Source organism: Bartonella jaculi (genome assembly GCF_039543045.1).
Lineage (GTDB): Bacteria > Pseudomonadota > Alphaproteobacteria > Rhizobiales > Rhizobiaceae > Bartonella > Bartonella jaculi.
This window is the reverse complement of the sequence record NZ_BAABIZ010000174.1, coordinates 1-721: the sequence shown is the minus strand read 5'-3', so window position 1 is coordinate 721 and position 721 is coordinate 1. Positions and strand designations below refer to the sequence as shown.

At 43.6% G+C, this 721-nt stretch carries 1 pseudogene; it reads left to right on the top strand.

What is annotated here, in order from left to right:
• Nucleotides 1–605: pseudogene (locus ABD915_RS10035) on the top strand (DUF7146 domain-containing protein); the annotation flags it as partial.
• Nucleotides 606–721 lie beyond the last annotated feature (116 nt).

The following is a 721-nucleotide window of genomic DNA, read 5'->3' as shown; positions in this document are numbered from 1 at the left end:
AAACAGAAAGCAGAAAGAGCAAGAGAGATTTGGCAGCAAAGCCAACCAATAAAAGATACGCTAGCAGAAACCTATTTACGCAAGCGGGGTATCACTTGTGAATTGCCTCCCGATTTACGCTTTCATGAAAAATGTCCACACCCATTAGGAATGACACTGCCCGCGTTGGTTGCTCTTGTTAAGGGTGCCTGCTCCTTTGCAATCCATAGGACCTTTTTACAAGCCAATGGCTGCAAAACAGATCAGAAACCAGCAAAAGCCATGTTGGGGTCTGTTATGGGTGGTGCTGTGCATTTAAGTCAAGCCAATCCAAAACATCTGGTTATTTGTGAGGGCATTGAAACGGGGCTGTCTCTGCTGTCTGGGTTGTTATCAGAGCCCGTGAATTTATGGGCGTCTCTTTCCACCAGTGGCATGATGCGTGTGAATTTACCCCCGATAAAGGACGTCTGACAATTGCAATGGACGGGGATGATGCGGGTCGTAAAGCAGGTTTTACCCTAGCAACGCGTGCACATAAACAAAGCTTTGATGTCTTTATGATGCAAGCTCCCAAAGGAACCGATTTTAATAACGTATTACTTTCTCAAAAGAGGGAATTATGAAAGAAAGTCATTTACAAAACAACACTGAAAATACCCCCGTCAATGATAACGATAAGTGCTCTGTAAACGATAATGCTTGTTTAAAAGCCATTCCTTATGAACAAGCTTTGCAACAA